12 protein-coding genes are annotated in these 15533 nt (G+C 67.2%); 6 read left to right on the top strand and 6 right to left on the bottom strand.

Features of this window, described 5'->3' with window-relative positions; translation table 11 throughout:
* The first annotated feature begins 51 nt into the window (after positions 1–51).
* From OG963_RS40665 to OG963_RS40650, 4 genes are all read left to right on the top strand, one after another.
* Positions 52–1296 (top strand): extracellular solute-binding protein, encoded by a 1245-nt coding sequence (locus OG963_RS40665; protein ID WP_362273941.1) that lies wholly within the window; start codon positions 52–54, stop codon positions 1294–1296.
* Between the two features lie 5 nt (positions 1297–1301).
* On the top strand, positions 1302–2450 hold the full coding sequence (locus OG963_RS40660) for a sugar ABC transporter permease (RefSeq protein ID WP_362273944.1): 1149 nt from the start codon (positions 1302–1304) through the stop codon (positions 2448–2450).
* The gene (locus OG963_RS40655) at positions 2447–3385 is read left to right on the top strand and encodes a carbohydrate ABC transporter permease (RefSeq protein ID WP_319740264.1); all 939 of its coding nucleotides are present in this window, start codon (positions 2447–2449) and stop codon (positions 3383–3385) included. The genes OG963_RS40660 and OG963_RS40655 overlap by 4 nt, the downstream gene beginning before the upstream one ends.
* 417 nt (positions 3386–3802) lie before the next feature.
* A complete protein-coding gene (locus OG963_RS40650) occupies positions 3803–4666 on the top strand; it encodes a serine hydrolase (protein WP_371800052.1) in 864 nt (287 codons plus the stop codon).
* A 251-nt stretch (positions 4667–4917) separates the two neighbouring features.
* On the opposite strand, the gene OG963_RS40645 is transcribed toward OG963_RS40650, so the two are convergent.
* The 4 genes from OG963_RS40645 to OG963_RS40630 form a co-directional block, all read right to left on the bottom strand.
* Positions 4918–5391, bottom strand: a complete 474-nt coding sequence (locus OG963_RS40645) for a carboxymuconolactone decarboxylase family protein (protein WP_362273950.1) — start codon at positions 5389–5391, stop codon at positions 4918–4920.
* Between the two features lie 278 nt (positions 5392–5669).
* Positions 5670–6551, bottom strand: a complete 882-nt coding sequence (locus OG963_RS40640; protein WP_371800051.1) for an MBL fold metallo-hydrolase — start codon at positions 6549–6551, stop codon at positions 5670–5672.
* 153 nt (positions 6552–6704) lie between these two features.
* Positions 6705–7406: a type 1 glutamine amidotransferase domain-containing protein gene (locus tag OG963_RS40635; RefSeq protein ID WP_371800050.1), complete on the bottom strand. Its 702-nt coding sequence runs from the start codon at positions 7404–7406 to the stop codon at positions 6705–6707.
* A 111-nt stretch (positions 7407–7517) separates the two neighbouring features.
* The gene (locus OG963_RS40630; RefSeq protein ID WP_319740259.1) at positions 7518–7943 is read right to left on the bottom strand and encodes a PPOX class F420-dependent oxidoreductase; all 426 of its coding nucleotides are present in this window, start codon (positions 7941–7943) and stop codon (positions 7518–7520) included.
* 419 nt (positions 7944–8362) lie between these two features.
* Here OG963_RS40630 and OG963_RS40625 point away from each other — a divergent pair, with 419 nt between their 5' ends.
* Entirely contained in the window at positions 8363–11584 is a 3222-nt protein-coding gene (locus tag OG963_RS40625; RefSeq protein ID WP_371800049.1) for an alpha-L-rhamnosidase, read from the top strand.
* 730 nt (positions 11585–12314) lie between these two features.
* On the opposite strand, the gene OG963_RS40620 is transcribed toward OG963_RS40625, so the two are convergent.
* Positions 12315–13181, bottom strand: coding sequence for a class I SAM-dependent methyltransferase (locus OG963_RS40620; protein ID WP_362273978.1), 867 nt, complete (start codon positions 13179–13181; stop codon positions 12315–12317).
* A 168-nt stretch (positions 13182–13349) separates the two neighbouring features.
* On the opposite strand from OG963_RS40620, the gene OG963_RS40615 reads away from it, so the two are divergent.
* On the top strand, positions 13350–14105 hold the full coding sequence (locus tag OG963_RS40615; protein WP_362273964.1) for a GNAT family N-acetyltransferase: 756 nt from the start codon (positions 13350–13352) through the stop codon (positions 14103–14105).
* A gap of 66 nt (positions 14106–14171) precedes the next feature.
* On the opposite strand, the gene OG963_RS40610 is transcribed toward OG963_RS40615, so the two are convergent.
* A complete protein-coding gene (locus tag OG963_RS40610; protein ID WP_319740352.1) occupies positions 14172–15041 on the bottom strand; it encodes an endonuclease/exonuclease/phosphatase family protein in 870 nt (289 codons plus the stop codon).
* Between the last annotated feature and the right edge of the window lie 492 nt (positions 15042–15533).

Raw genomic sequence — 15533 nt, 5'->3', positions numbered from 1 at the left:
GCACGCCCTTCCGGGCAGCTGAGCCGCAAGTTATGCCTTCTGGAGGAACTCATGGTCACCCGTACGGCCGTCGCCGCCCTCGCCACCTGTGCGGCGCTGCTGGCCGCCACCGGCTGCTCATCCAGCTTCGGCAGCGACAAGGAGCCCGAGCAGGACAAAGCCGGCAAGCAGAGTCTGACGGTACTGATCGCCACCTCGGGGGACGCCGAGACCCAGGCAGTCAAGACAGCCGCCGCCGCGTATGCGAAGAGCTCCGGCAACAAGGTCACGGTCGAAGTCGCCAAGGACATGAACCAGCAGCTTGCCCAGTCCTTCGCCGGGCACAAGCCGCCGGACGTCTTCTACGTGAACTCCGACCAGTTCGCGAACTACGCGAAGGGCGGCTCGCTCTACGCGTACGGGGACCGGATATCCGACGCCGACGACTTCTCCGAGCAGCTGCGCGCCTCGTTCTCGTACAACGGAAAGCTGGTCTGCCTGCCGAAGGACACCTCCACCCTCGGCCTCGCCATCAACACCGATCTGTGGAAGAAGGCAGGGCTGACGGAGAAGGACTATCCCAAGAGCTGGGCGGAACTGAAGACCGTCGCGGACAAGCTCACGGGCAACGGCGTCACCGGTCTGGTCACCAGCGACGAATACCAGCGACTCGGCGTGTTCATGAAACAGGCTGGTGGCTGGCTCACCGACGCCGACCAGAAGAAGATGACCGCCGACACCCCCGAGAACGCCAAGGGGCTCGCCTTCGTCCAGTCCCTGCTCAAGTCGGGCTCGATGAAGTTCGCGAAGCAGGTGGACACCAGCTGGGGTGGTGAGGCGCTCGGCAAGGGCAAGGCCGCCATGACGATCGAAGGCAACTGGCTCGACGGCGGTATGAAGCTCGACTACCCCGACGTGAAGTACGCCGTCGCGCCGCTGCCCGAGGGACCGGCCGGCAAGGGCACCCTCGCCTTCAGCAACTGCTGGGGCGTCGCCGCCGACAGCGCGCACCGCGCGGCGGGCGTCGACCTCGTGAAGTACCTCACCTCCGCCAAGCAGCAGCTCGCATTCGCCGACGCCTTCGGCGTCATGCCGTCGCGGACGAGTGCGCTCGAGACCTACGCCGAGAAGCAGCCGGCCGCCAAGGCGTGGGTGGACGGCAACGCCTACGCGCAGGGCCCGGTGACGATCGCCGGCTTCGACAAGGTCCTGAGCCAGTTCAACACCGATCTGCAGTCGCTGCGTACCGCCGACCCGAAGAAGATCCTCGCCGACCTTCAGCGCAACGGCGAACAGGCGATCGTGAAGGGCAACTGAGCCCCATGCCCATCCGCACGACGCACGCGAGCGGCACTCCCCGCACGACCGGCTCCCCCGGCGCACCTGACAGCGCACCCGGCGGAACCGGTACGACCGCGAAGGCCGGCCCCCAGCGCGCGGGCCTTCGCGGGGAGGGCACCTGGGGCTGGCTGTTCGTCAGCCCCATGGTGCTCGTCCTCGGCCTCTTCATGGTGCTCCCCATCCTGATGGCGCTGTGGGTGAGCCTGCTGCACTGGGACGGACAGTCCAACCCGTTCTCCGGTCAGGCCGATTTCGTCGGCCTGGACAACTACCGCACGCTGCTCACCCAGGACGGACTCGACCGCACGCTCTTCGCGACCTCCTTGCGCAACAACGCCTATTACGTACTGCTGACCGTCCCACTGCAGACCGTGCTGGCACTGGCTCTGGCCCTGATCGTCAACCAGAAGATGCTGCGGGGCCGGGGTGCGCTCCGTACAACGTTCTTCTTCCCGTCGGTCACCAGCTCCATCGCCGTCTCGACGGTCTTCCTCTTCCTCTTCCAGGGCAGCGGAGCCGTCAACTCCATGCTGTCCTGGATCGGGCTCAAGGGACCGAACTGGTTCGCGGACCCGCGCGGAGTGCTTTCCCTGATCCTCAGCGGTCTGGGAATCGTCGATCCTGAACGGCCCGCCGGGATGCTCGCCGATCACTCGATGATGGGACTCTCGTGGTTCGAGTGGCTCGCGGGCCCCTCCGTCGCAATGTGCACGATCATCCTGCTCGCCGTGTGGACGACCTCGGGCAGCTTCATGCTGATCTTCCTCGCGGCGCTCCAGAACATCCCGCGGGAGCTGGAGGAGTCGGCTGCCATGGAAGGGGTCAACCGGCGGCAGATGCTTCGCCATGTGACGCTGCCCGCGCTGCGTCCCGTGCTGTTCCTGGTCCTCACTCTGGGACTGATCTCCACCTGGCAGGTCTTCGACCAGGTGTACGTGATGGGCCAGGGCGCCCCGGGCAACACGACGCTCACGCCGGCATTCCTGTCGTACTCCGCGGGCTTCGACAACGCGGACTTCGGGCAGGGCTCGGCGATCGCGTTCATCCTGCTGGCCCTGATCCTCATCCTGACCGCGTTCCAGCGCTGGGCGCTGCGGGAGCGTGGCGTACACACCGGGAGGAACCGATGACCGCCGCCGGTACGGCCGTACGCGACCGGGCCCGGCGGTCCCCTCGCCGTCGCGCATCGCGTGAACGACGACACCCCGTCCTGAGCCGTTTCCCGCTGCCGGCCCGGTTGGTGGGCTACGCCGTGGTGCTGGGGCTGGGTCTGCTCTATCTGCTGCCGTTCGTCCTCCAGCTGGTGACCGGTTTCAAGACGGACCCGGATGCCGCCGCGCATCCGCTGGCCCTGTTGCCCACCACACCGACGACGGCCGCGTATCAGCGGCTGTTCGGACTGAGCCAAGCATCGGAAGGGATTCCCTTCCTGCGCTGGCTCAGCAACTCGGCGCTGGTGGCGGTACTGGTGACTGCGGGCCGGGTGCTGTTCGACTCGATGGCCGGGTACGCGCTGGCGCGGCTGCGTTTCTGGGGCCGCTCGGTGCTGTTCGGCTTCGTACTCGCAGTGATGGCGGTGCCCGGAGTGGCTCTGCTCATCCCGAAGTTCCTGGTGCTCAACACCTTCGGGCTCTTCGACACATACACCGGCATGATCCTGCCGTTGCTCGTGGACGCGGCAGGCATCTTCATCATGAAACAGTTCTTCGAATCCGTGCCACGCGAGGTCGAGGAGGCCGCCCGGGTCGACGGGGCAGGCGTGTTCCGGATCTTCTGGTCCGTGGTCCTGCCGATGGCCAGACCGGCGTTGATCACCCTGACGATCCTGTCGTTCCAGGGGTCGTGGAACGAGTTCACGCACTTCCTCGTCAGCACCCAGTCCGGCCAGTACGAGACGCTCACCACGGGCCTGGCCCGCTTTGTCTCGGGAGGTCTCGGCGGCGGCACGCAGTATCCCCTGAAGTTGACGGCAGCCCTGCTCTCCACCATCCCGGTGGCCGCGCTGTTCTTCTGCTTCCAGCGCTACTTCGTGAGTGGCGCCAACGAAGGGGCGGTCAAGGAGTGAGCTCGGGCGCCGTCAGGAGCTGACGGCGCCCGAGCGTGATGCCCACTTTCCTGCTGCGTCGGCGGTCGGGGTCCTTGCTTCCGAGGCCACTTCTGTTTGTCGAATATCACAGGCCGACATTGTGCCTAAATCGGATAATTAACCCCACTCATCTCAAATTCCTGCTCTCTCGGAACGTATGGTCGCTTTGAGATATGAAATGGGGATCCAATCCGGTTTGGCTCGGCCATTCTCCCCATTCATCGCTTCTCTGCGGCCCACACAGGTGCCAGGGCAGTCACCTGCCGCAGCCCACCTTGCCGACCGGTCGAAAGCAGGCATGGCGGGAGCCGATCGCCCCGGCCACGCGAGGTCCGGCGAGATGAACTCCGACACGCAGCAGGACGGGACACAGCCTTCATGCATGGATCGCACATATTGACCTGCTCTCGGCGCAGTGTGGCCGCTGCCCTTGCCGCAAGCTCATTGCTCGCCGCATTCACCGCAGCCACCCCCGCCTCGGCAATCACGGCCGTCGCCACGGTGGGTGGTTCGAAGGTCGTCTGCGCCTCGGAGAAGGCCGGCCTGGCCTCCCGGCTGTCCCATGACATAGCCGGTGCTCTCCGCGGGCGGCAGGACACGTCGGCGCTGGCCCTCTACGACCGGATCACCGGAACCACCTGCGAGCTCAGGGCCGACGCACACTTCGACTCCGCCAGCGTCGTCAAGGTCACGGTCCTCGGAGCACTGCTGCGGCAGGCCGAGGAGGCACACCGGAAGCTGACTCCGCAGGAGGTGAAACTGACCACCGCGATGATCACCAAGTCCGACAACGACGCGACCTCCGCCCTCTGGCACCAGATCGGATCCGCCGGCTTCGAGAAGTTCCTGGCCCTGGCAGACATGAAGCACACCGTCCCAGGTTCCGGTGTCAGCTGGGGGCTCACCCAGATCACCGCCGCCGATGAGCTCCGGCTGATGCGGCTGCTGACGACGGAGAACTCGGTGCTCACCGCGACCTCGCGCGCCTACGCACTCGATCTGATGGAGCACGTCGCCTCCGACCAGAGGTGGGGGGTGCCGGCCGGATCGCCCGCGTCGGCGACGGTGCACGTCAAGAATGGGTGGCTGCCGCGCGCGACCGGCGGATGGCGGGTGCACAGCGTCGGCGCCTTCACCGGCAGCGGTCACGACTACGGCATGACCGTTCTCTCGAGCGGCAACCTCACGATGGATTACGGCGTCGCCACCATCGAAGGAGCTGCGCGCGTCATCCATCGCGATCTGACCAGCGCGCGATGACAGCGAGCCGGTGACCGGAGGAGCCCGACTCCAGGGATCCGCATCGGCCCGGGCCCCGAGGAACGGGGCCCGGGCCGACGATCGGACCAACACGCCATCGGCCGGGCCCGCGGCGCACCGACCACGAAGACCAGTCGGGCCGTCGGGCGGACCAGAACAACGCCCCGGGCCCCGGCGAAAGACATTCCCGGCGACCGCTGATGCAGGTGCGGGGGGCATCAGCGGTCGCTGTACCGACCAGGCACTGCTGCCTATCCGAACTGGCCGGGCTGGTAGTCACCGGCGGGCTGCTGGACGATGACGTTCATACGGTTGAATGCGTTGATCAGGGCGATGAGAGACACCAGGGCGGCAAGCTGCTCCTCGTCGTAGTGCTTGGCCGCATTCGCCCAGGCCTCGTCCGTGACGCCGCCCGCCGCGTCGGCGATGCGGGTGCCCTGCTCCGTGAGTTCCAGGGCGGCGCGCTCGGCGTCGGTGAACACCGTGGCCTCGCGCCAGGCCGCGACCAGGTTGAGACGGGTCGAGGTCTCCCCCGCGTGCGCGGCGTCCTTGGTGTGCATGTCGGTGCAGAAGCCGCAGCCATTGATCTGGCTCGCGCGGAGCTTCACCAGCTCCTGCGTCGCGGCCGGCAACGTCGAGCTCGAGACCGCCTTGCCCGCGGAGACGATGTGCCCCAGGAACTTGGTCGCGACCGGGTTGCCGAAGAGGTTCAAACGAGCATCCATGATGCCCTCCTTGCCGTTGTCGGTGCCTACACCTCCCTGACGGAGCGGCTCGGCCGGATGTGACAGGACCGAATGTGACGTGGGTCTCCTCTCGTGCTCGGCGGCGGGGCCACCCGCGATCACGTTCGGGACCGTTACCGAGACGTCGTCGCCCCGCCCGTCAGGACCGATGATCCGGACGAAACCGCCCGGATCCCGGGGCGTGGTCGTCTTCGCCAAGCAGGCGGACGGTCGTCATGGAAGGCGGCGGACGTGGAGCGCCCGGACTCCTCGGCCGGTCACGCGTCCCCGTTGCAGATGATGAAGTCGGGGAAGACGTGCCGTCCCGGTCGGCCGCCGATCTCGTCCATCGCTTCGCGAATGCTGCGCAGCTGGCTGATGGTCATCTGCAGCGGTGGCTCATCCGGCTGGTACGTGGTCAGGACCGGGTAGTCCACACCGGGCTCGTTGGTCATCTCGATGTGGCAGCCGAGGACATGGGTGACGGGCCGGGTGTCAGCGAACGCGATCAAGCGGTCGACAGTTCTTCCGAAGGCGTCCCAGTCCTCCACATACAGCCGTCCCGGGTACACCGTGTCGCCGGTGAGCAGGAATCCGGTGTGCGGGTCGTAGTAGGTGACGGCCGCCTCATGGTGGCCGGGGGTGGCAAGACACTCCAGCACTCGGCCGCCGAGGTCGACCCGGGCCACCCGGTCCGGGTCGTCGGTGAAACCGAAGTAGCCCCAGGCGCTGTTCCGGTCCGCCCGCACGACCGTGGTGTGGGGACGGTCGGTGAACTGTGCGTCGGCCGCGATGTGATCACCATGGCCATGGGTGTGCAGGACGAGCAACGTGTAGGCGTCCCGGGGATGCCCGGCCAGCCACCGCCCGACCAGGTCGTCGACAACCCGGCGCAGCGGAAAGCACTGGGCGGACTCGGTGGCCCCGGTGTCGATGAGTACCGCTCGACTGTTGCCGAAGATCAGGAACAGGAACGGCGCCTCGTAGTTGATCGCCATGTTCTGGCGCAGGATGAACGTGTGCTCGTCGTACGCGTGCACCTGGATATCCGGGTCGGTGTTGTGTTTCGCCGACGGGGAACCGTGGATCCAGTCGACGGCCGGCAGTCGAGGTTCGGGCGCCTCCGACACGAAATCGACCTGCGCCTTGCTTCCGCCCATGACCTCTCCTGAGTACGTCGTCTCAGCAGGCCGGGCCCGGCGCACACGTCCACGCAGATTCGCGTCTCCCGGCCGAACCTACTACGCGCAGATCGAGTTGATCAACGGTTCATCCGCCGGGCCGGGTGAACCGGCCCCCCACGCCACTCTGCATCAGGCTGCGGTCAGCCGACGGACGACAGCCTCGGCGACCGCCCTGGCACTGCCCGGGTTCTGACCGGTTATCAGCCGTCCTTCTTCGACGACATAGGTTTCGAACGGTTCGTCGGCCGTACTGTAATTGGCGCCGAGCTTTTTCAACTCTTCCTGCAGGTTGTAGGGAACCGCCTGCGCCCTGTTCGCCAGTTCCTCTTCCTGCCAGGAAAAACCGGTGACATTCTTTCCCTTGACCAGGGGCTCCCCGTCACTCAAAGTCACATTCAGCAGGCCGGTTGCGCCGTGGCACACCGTCGACACGACTCGACCGGTCTCGTAGAACTGAGCCATCAGGCTTTCGAGATCCTGACTCCGGGGAAAGTCGAACATGACTCCATGGCCACCGGTGAGGTAAATCGCGTCGTAGTCTTCGACGTTCACCTCTGAGATCCTCTTGGTGTCCTCGAGGAGATCCATGAACCTTCTGTTCTCATATCGCTTCCCGGTGTCCAGCTCAGCCAGCACCTCATGCGACAGGCTCTCCGGATCGATGGGAACCTTCCCTCCGGACGGACTTGCGATATCCATCGAGAATCCGCTGGGCTCGGCCACGTCCCAGAAGTGGGTCAACTCACCCAGCCAAAGGCCGGTCCGCATGCCGGATTTCGTGTATTCATCGACATTGGTGACGATGACCAGAATCTTTTGGGTCGCATCCACAATGCATCGCCTCCGATCGCATCGTCATGCTCTCCAACCGTAGACCTGGGGAGTTAGACCAACCACCTGTAACCGAGAGTGGCGGTCCATGCCTGTGCCGTCTTCCCCGGCTCAGCGGGAGGTGGGCGCCCACGGGCCGACGCCGCCGATGCGCTCCACGGAGTAACGCACGAGATAGCCGGGACCCTTCGGCGCCGGGAATTCGGCGTCCTGCGACATATAGACCTTCGCCAATCGGTTGAGAAGATCCCATGCGTCGTCGCTCGGCTGGACTTCGGCCCTCGCCCGCAACACGGCGTACTCGTTCAAGAAGACACCGGATACCCGCGGCGCGTCGAAGGACAACACGACCCGTGGGTCGCGCTCGATGTTGCGCAGCTTCACGTGGTGCGACATGTGACCACTGACGAGATCATCGCCGTCCAGCCCGATCCAGATGACTGTCACCTGCGGGCTTCCATCGGGGTTGATCGTGCTCAGGTGAACCATGGGCCCGGACGCGATCAACTCTCGCAGTTCGCGCGGCAGGCCGCTCATAGCTTGATCCTTGCTGCCACAGGCTCACCCTATGTCTCGCTCGGTCCGAACGACCGCAGCTCGAGGACTCGTCCTGTGCGCGTTCACCGATACGGGTCACCGATGACTCGCGTCGAGGGCCCGAACACGGTGAAGTCGACCCGCTCTCGTACGAATCGGAAACCGCGCACTCGGCAGCCGTTCCCGCTGCGGGCACCAGCACCGCCGAGCAGCCCTGCAAGTGCGCCCAGAACGCGCCCGTCATGAAAGGTTTCAAGTAGAACGCAGGGAACCTAGTGTCGTAGTACGAGCAGTGTCAACGGCACAGACATGCAACGCTTTGAACCCCTAGCGCCTGCGCCCAATCCCTTGACAGGTCACTTCACTCACTCTAGTTTCCATGCCTGAAACGATTCATCATCGAGTCGTAGGAGCCGAGCGTGATCAGCAGAAGAAGACTGCTCAGCACGACCGCCACAGCAGCCCTGGGGACGGCAATCGCCTCCGCCGCACCGGGCGCCACCGCGCAGGCGACTCAAGCCGCCGGGGCCGCCACCGGAGGAACAGAAGTGACGCAGGGCGTACGCGTCAACGGACCGACCGTCGAGTACGTGAGTCACCCGCTCGGTCTTGACGTGCCGCAACCCCGGCTGAGCTGGCCGCTGGCTTCCGACGAGCCGGGCCAGGCCCAGACCGCCTATCAGATACGCGTCGCCGGCTCGCCCGGCCGCCTCGCGAAGCCGGACGTGTGGGACAGCGGCAAGGTCATGTCCCCGGACTCCGTCCTGGTGCCGTACGCGGGACCCGCACTCTCGTCACGTACCCGCTACTACTGGTCGGTGCGCGTCTGGGACGCCGGGGGCAGAGCCTCCGCATGGAGCGAGCCGTCCTGGTGGGAGACCGGCCTGTCGGAACGATCCGACTGGTCCGCGCAGTGGGTCGGCGCGCCCGCCGAGCTGGTCGGCGCCCCCGCTCTGGACGACGCCTCCTGGATCTGGTTCCCGGAGGGCGACCCGGCCGCCGGCGCTCCCGCGGCGACCCGCTTCTTCCGCGGCCGCGTCGACATCCCCGAAGGGGTGACCCGTGCACGCCTGGTCATGACCGCCGACGACGGCTACACCGCATACGTCAACGGGACGCAGGTCGCGCACGCCGAAGCAGACGGTCCCGCGGAGAACTGGCGCCGCCCCGCCCTCGTCGACGTGACCGCCCACCTGCGGACCGGAGCCTCGGTGATCGCCGTATCCGCCACCAACGCCACGGACTCACCCGCCGGTCTGCTCGGACTCCTCGAGCTGACGACCGCGGACGGGGTGCGCGCCTTCGCCACCGGCGCCGACTGGAAGGCCGTCGACGAAGAGCCGACCGGGGACTGGTGTTCCGCCGCTTTCGACGACGCCTCCTGGCAGCAGGCGAAAGCACTCGCGAAGTGGGGTTCGGGCCCATGGGGCAAGGTGACACCGTCCTCGTCGCCTGCCGCGCAGCTGCGCCATGAGTTCCACCTGAAGCGCGCATCGGTCGCGCGGGCGCGGCTGTACTCCACGGCTCTGGGCCTGTACGAGGCTCATCTCAACGGCGAGCGGGTCGGCGAGGACCGGCTCGCGCCCGGCTGGACGGACTACCGCAAGCGGGTCCAGTACCAGACGTACGACGTGACGAAACTGGTCCGGGCCGGGGCCAACGCGCTCAGCGTGACGGTCGCCACCGGCTGGTACGCAGGGAATGTCGGCATGTTCGGTCCGCACCAGTACGGTGAACGACCAGCTTTCCTGGGCCAGTTGGAGGTCACGTACACCGACGGCTCGACCGAGCGTGTGCTGTCCGGCACCGACTGGCGGGCCGCGACCGGACCCGTCACGAGCGCCGACATCATGTCGGGCGAGGAGTACGACGCCCGCCTGGAGACCGAGGGCTGGACACGCCCCGGATTCGACGACTCCGCCTGGGCGGCGGTCGACGCCTTCGACAAGGTGAGCGCCGCTCTCGTCGCCGAAGCCGGCGGCCCCACGCGCGTGGAGCGCACGCTGCCCGCCAGGAAGGTGACCGAGCCGAAGCCCGGAGTCTTCGTCTACGACCTCGGTCAGAACATGGTCGGCGCGGTCCGCCTCACCGTCTCGGGCAAGGCGGGGACGGCCGTGCAGCTGCGCCACGCGGAGGTCCTCAACCCGGACGGCACGATCTACACGACCAATCTGCGCTCCGCCCGCGCCACCGACACCTACATCCTCAAGGGTGGCGGCAAGGAGACGTACGAACCTCGTTTCACCTTTCACGGCTTCCGCTACGTCGAGGTGACCGGTTATCCGGGCAAACCACCGCTGAACGCCGTAGCGGGGCGGGTCATCCACACCGATGCACCCTTCACCATGGACTTCTCCACGAACGTGCCGTTGCTCAACCAGCTGCACAGCAACATCACTTGGGGGCAGCGCGGTAACTTCGTCTCCATCCCCACCGACACCCCCGCGCGCGACGAGCGGCTCGGCTGGACGGGCGACATCAACGTCTTCGCGCCGACGGCCGCGTACAACATGGCGTCGGGACGCTTCCTCACCAAATGGCTCGTCGACCTGCGTGACGGTCAGTCGGACGACGGTGCTTTCACCGACGTGGCTCCCTTTGTCGGCACGGTCGGCAAGGGCGTGGCGGGCTGGGGCGACGCCGGAGTGACCGTGCCCTGGGCGCTGTACCAGGCATACGGCGACACCCGGATCCTCGATCAGTCCTGGCCCTCGATGCTGAAGTGGCTCGACTACCTGGAGACGCACAGCAGCGGCTTCCTGCGACCGGCCGAGGGGTACGGCGACTGGCTCAACATCCAGGACGAGACCCCCAAGGATGTCATCGGCACCGCGTACTTCGCCCATGTCGCCGACCTCGTCGCCCGTGCCGCTCGGGCCCTCGGAAAGGACCCGGCACCGTACACCTCACTCTTCGCAAGCGTCCGTGACGCCTTCCGCGCGGCTTACGTCTCGAGCGGCGGCAAGGTGAAGGGCGACACACAGACCGCGTACGTGCTGGCCCTGTCCATGGACCTGCTGGCGGACGCCGACCGGGGCCCCGCGGCCGACCGCCTCGTCGAACTCATCAAGGCCAAGGACTGGCATCTGACGACCGGGTTCCTCGGTACCCCTCGTCTGTTGCCCGTGCTCACCTCGACGGGTCATACCGATGTCGCCTACCGACTGCTCGTCCAGCGGTCCTTCCCGAGTTGGGGCTACCAGATCGACAAGGGTGCGACGACGATGTGGGAGCGCTGGGACTCCATCAAGCCCGACGGCAGCTTCCAGGACGCCGGAATGAATTCCTTCAACCACTACGCGTACGGCTCGGTGGGCGAATGGATGTACGCGAACATCGCGGGCATCGCACCGGCCGCACCGGGCTTCCGGGAGATCCTCGTCCGACCGCGCCCGGGCGGCGGTGTCACGGAGGCGGAGGGACGTTACGACTCCGTCCGCGGCCCTGTCATCACCCGCTGGAAGCTGGACGACGACGGATTCCGCCTCGCCCTCACGGTGCCCGCCAACACCACGGCCGAGGTATGGATCCCCGCCACCGAGGCTGCCCAAGTCACCCACGGCACTTCCGAGTTTCTCCGGATGGAAGACGGCTGCGCCGTCTTCGCTGCGGGCTCCGGCACGCACCGATTCTCCAACTGACCTGTACAGGGGACCCACCGGTCGACGCTGGTGCGCGAGAGCTGATGCTGAAGCCTGGGCTCTGTCGGTAGCCCGGCCGTCCGGGTCCCCTGCTCTCACCGCCATGGCTGGGGGCGGGTGCCGGGCGAGTTCGTCGTCGGCCTGCCCGCACGTGCGGCAGAGTGAATCCGTTCGTCGCCGACGACGCCCGGGACGAGTCACCGACCGGACTGAGTGAACTTCGTGCGCGGACCGGCCCCGTAACGTGCCCTCGGCGGGCGGGTACGGGGCCGGTTCCGTAAGGACCAGATCAGCTGGTGGGTTCCGTCGGCCGACGCTGTGGGCGGGGGCAGCACGTTTCGGTTGCGCCTATACCGCAGCAGCTGACCTGCGCTACTTCTCGTGCCGGACCGAAGTGCCCGGACGGGCCTGACTCCGTGCGACGCCGGTCACGCGGCGTCTGTCCGCGCGTGGCGTTCCTGCATGCGCGCGACGACTCGTTGCCGACCCAGTCTCGGTCACAATTACGCAGGTCAGCGCCGTGGAGAGCGCACCTCTGGGTGGGGTAGGACCAGCCGGCGCCACGAACACACCTGATGTGATTTTCGGACGTACTCAACCCGTCAACTGGTGTGCAGTCACGCCGCACTCCAGTTGACGGAGCGGCAAGGCTCAGCGCTTCTGGGCTGCCGGACGCTCTCGGGACGCCGTCCGGTGCCACTTTCGAATGAGTCGGCCTTCGTGCAAGGAGTCACGCGCTCGGTTCGGGTCCTGGTCCGGCGGTTCCTTTCCACCAGACGAAGACCTCGGTGCTCGGCCGACGTTCGGAGAACCTGCCGGACGGGGAGACCTCCCGCAGCAGTCGACGCAGGTCTGCCTCGAAGTCGTCGCGGTGCACACCGAACAGGTGCGGAGCCGAGAACGACATCGAGAACGCCCACGCGACGACATCGTCATCAGTGCGCTCCAACGCCTGCCCGCCAGGCACCACATGGCGCTGGGGACCGGCGAATCCCGCCCGGGTGAGCACCGCCGCCTCATCGCCGGGCGTGCCGTGTGGCAGCGTCCCCCGGCCGGCTCGTCGGACCGGTCCCAGGTACTGCCTGACCAGCTCCTCCACCGCCGCATAAGGGACCGCCGGATGCGGAAGGCCGTCGACGGCTGGGGACTGCGTCTTCAGGTCGGAGATGTGCACCAGCGCCCCACCGGGCCGAAGCATGGTCCTGACGGTTGCCGCCACCAGATCGCGATCCATCCAGTGGAAGGACTGGCCGAAGGTCGCCACCGTGAACGTGCCGAGACCTGCGGGCAGATCCTCGGCCCGGGCCCGCACCCACTGCATCTTCCCCGTCAGTCCGCACTCGGCGGCCCTGCGCTCGGCTTCGACGATCATCCCGCTGTCCGGGTCGACGCCGACGATCTCACGGAACAAGTGCGCCAGGGTCAGGGCAAGGATGCCCGGTCCACAGCCCACGTCGACGAGACGCCCTTGCCCGTCGAGCCTCAGGACCTCGGCGAGCACGTCCGCCAGCCCGGGGGCGTAGGGCAGCCTCCCCCGCTGATAGTGGGCGGCCGTGCCCAGGAACAACGTGTCGTCCCACTCCCAGTCGGCAACCACATCCACCCACCACCGTTCGTAGAGATACCCGCCTGCCCAGCGGCCCGATGATTCCACGGCCCGACCGCCGCCGACGATCGGCGCAGCCCGCCGCCCCCCAGTGCCGGAACTCTTGTGCCGCTGCCACGATCAGTTGTCCAGGGGCGCGGGGTCCGGCACGATACGGCCATGACTGGCGATCTGCTGCTCGGCCGGGCTCGGGAGCTGTGGACTGAACTGGCGGTGACGCCGGTGGAGTTCCCCGCGAACGGGGCGAACGTCGTGGTCTCCCCAGGCTCGCGGTTGTGTCCGCCGCTGTGGACGGGAGTCGTGTTCCTCGGAGGTGCCGGCATCGTCACCACGCCGAGTGTGCAGGCCGCCCAGCTGATGGCGGACGCTTCAAGGAAGCTGTCCCCCGAGGAGCTCGTCGACGACGATCGCTTGCGTGAGGTGGTGCCCGTCCTCGATGCACTTGGGCCGGCCTCCCTCTTCTATCTCGACCGGGCGGACTTCCTTTCTGCGCATGAAGGCGTCGCTGTCGAGGAGGTGATGTGCGACGACGACGAGTTGGCCTCGCTCCTGGCCCGTGCTGGTGAAGAGGACGCAGACGAGAGTGGTCTGGAGACCATCACCTCTCCTGCGTTCGTCCTCCGCGAGGGTGAGGACGTTGTTGCTGCGGCCGGCTATCGAGCTTGGCCGCAGTCGGTCGCTCACCTGAGCGTGCTGGTTGCGCCTGACTGTCGAGGCCGGGGACTGGCGCGGTTCGTGGCGTCTGCGGCGGTGACCCGCGCGCTGGACGCCGAGCAGCTTCCGCAATGGAGAGCACGGCCGCATCCGTCAAGGCGTGTGGCGCATGCTCTGGGCTTTAAGGAGCTGGGTTCCCAGCTGAGCGTTCGCCTCGGCGACGGTACTGATTCCGTGCGACTGGATGTGCGTCCACGTTGACGCATCCGTCACCGCTGCCACCCGCGTCACTGCTCGGCGGGCTTCACCGACCGGCGCGCTCGGCGATCAGGGGGCGAGTTTGATGCCGGCGGCGATCGGGAGGTGGTCGCTGCCGGTGGCGGGCAGGGTCCGAACGCCGGTCACGGTTGCCGAGCGGGTCATGATGTGGTCGATCCGGGAAACGGGGAAGACCGCTGGCCAGCTGAAGGCGAAGTCCTGCGCCTGCGGGTTCATCTGCGAGGTGACGGGGGCCAGCCCGCGATCGTCCACCGTGCTGTTGAAGTCACCGAGCAGGATCACCTTGTCCAGCTTCTCGGCGGCGATGGCCGCGCCCAGCAGTTCGGCGCTTTCGTCCCGCCAACCCGAGTCGAAGCCGGTCCGCCGGACACGGACCGAGGGCAGATGGGCGACGTAGACAGCGGTCTCGCCCCACGGCGTCCGCGCGGCGGCCCGCAACCCACGGCTCCAGCCCTCCTCGATCCCCTTGGGTTTGATGTCCAACCGGCGGACGTCCGCCAGCGGGTACTTCGACCAGAGGCCGACGGTGCCTTCGACGGCGTGGTACGGGTAGTCGGGTGCCAGAGCCTTCTCGTAAAGGGCCGACGCGGGCGGCGTCAGCTCCTCCAGAGCGATGAGCTCCGGCGCGGCCTCGACGAGTGCTTCCGCCGTGCCGACAGGGACGGTGTTCTCGTCACTGACGTTGTGCTGGACCGCCGTGATGTCATGCGCACCGCGGTCCCCGGGGAGGAACAACGCGCCGAAGAGGTTCGCCCAGACGGCTGCGGGGAGAAGCAGGAACACCAGCGCGGTGGCCGAGCGGCGCAGCAGGGCCAGGATGAGCAGCACCGGGACGGCCAGGCCGAGCCAGGGCAGGAATGCCTCCAGCAAACTACCCAGGTGGCCCACGGTATTGGGCACGATCGCGTGGAAGGCCATCAGGCCGGAGGTCAGCACGGCAAGTGAAGCGAGGACACGCCCACGCGCCCAGGATGACCGGCCCTTGGCGTCCTTGCCCCACCGCCGCCGCCACCCACCTGCTTGAATCGGCCGCCACCGGGACATCGCATCCCTGGATTCCGACACCACCGTGCCGGCAGCCCGCTTCACCATGTCCCACCCATCTGCCTCGGACCCGTCCTCGGCCTGGAGCCATGAGCACGACGTGACCGATAGGACGCAAGAGGTCGGTGATCAGGTTCCGGCCCGGGTGGATGGTGCCGTCCCAGGTGGATGGGCGTGCTGTCCATCGGGTCCCGCCGGCTCACGCCGCGGGGCCCCTCCGTCCGACAACCCGCGTCGCCTCCGGACACGACAACGCATCCGCCACGGAGAAGCGGTCGGATCCACCTACGGGTTCCAGGCGGCGCTGTTCTGCTGCACGGCGCGGGAGGCGGGCGTTCACCCTGGACGCAACGGCCGAGGACGGGC

The sequence above is a fragment of the Streptomyces sp. NBC_01707 genome, from assembly GCF_041438805.1.
Classification (GTDB): Bacteria; Actinomycetota; Actinomycetes; order Streptomycetales; family Streptomycetaceae; genus Streptomyces.
The sequence above is the reverse complement of the archived record's forward strand: the minus strand, read 5'-3'. Positions and strand labels throughout refer to the sequence as shown.

Coding starts and splice junctions, on each gene's coding strand:
- OG963_RS40665 (WP_362273941.1), top strand. CDS start 52: ATGGTCACCCGTACGGCCGTCGCCGCCCTCGCCACCTGTGCGGCGCTG.
- OG963_RS40660 (WP_362273944.1), top strand. CDS start 1,302: ATGCCCATCCGCACGACGCACGCGAGCGGCACTCCCCGCACGACCGGC.
- OG963_RS40655 (WP_319740264.1), top strand. CDS start 2,447: ATGACCGCCGCCGGTACGGCCGTACGCGACCGGGCCCGGCGGTCCCCT.
- OG963_RS40645 (WP_362273950.1), bottom strand. CDS start 5,391: ATGGATGCTCGTTTGAACCTCTTCGGCAACCCGGTCGCGACCAAGTTC.
- OG963_RS40640 (WP_371800051.1), bottom strand. CDS start 6,551: ATGGGCGGAAGCAAGGCGCAGGTCGATTTCGTGTCGGAGGCGCCCGAA.
- OG963_RS40630 (WP_319740259.1), bottom strand. CDS start 7,943: ATGAGCGGCCTGCCGCGCGAACTGCGAGAGTTGATCGCGTCCGGGCCC.
- OG963_RS40615 (WP_362273964.1), top strand. CDS start 13,350: ATGACTGGCGATCTGCTGCTCGGCCGGGCTCGGGAGCTGTGGACTGAA.
- OG963_RS40610 (WP_319740352.1), bottom strand. CDS start 15,041: ATGGCCTTCCACGCGATCGTGCCCAATACCGTGGGCCACCTGGGTAGT.